The sequence below is a fragment of the Citrobacter sp. TBCS-14 genome, assembly GCF_005280805.1.
In the GTDB taxonomy this organism is placed as follows: domain Bacteria; phylum Pseudomonadota; class Gammaproteobacteria; order Enterobacterales; family Enterobacteriaceae; genus Citrobacter; species Citrobacter gillenii.
Window position 1 is genome coordinate 1 of record NZ_SZWM01000762.1, and the last position, 207, is coordinate 207.

The following is a 207-nucleotide window of genomic DNA, read 5'->3' on the forward strand; positions in this document are numbered from 1 at the left end:
AGTTACCCAGCGGATAGAGCAGTGCCGGGAAGCGGGTGGTAACCCCCTGCTGCTGTTTTGCTTTGCGGAACTTCATGTGCGCCAGGCTGATCATTGCCCAGTTGATCACCAGGGCGGAAACCACCAGCGCCATCAGCAGGCCAAAGGCGGATTCTGGCGCTAGATAGTTGATCAGCACACATAGAGCCGTAACCAGCGCAGAAACCA

1 pseudogene is annotated in these 207 nt (G+C 57.0%); it reads right to left on the reverse strand.

What is annotated here, in order from left to right:
* Positions 1-207 (reverse strand): annotated as a pseudogene (locus FDX22_RS21155) (aromatic amino acid transporter AroP); the annotation flags it as partial.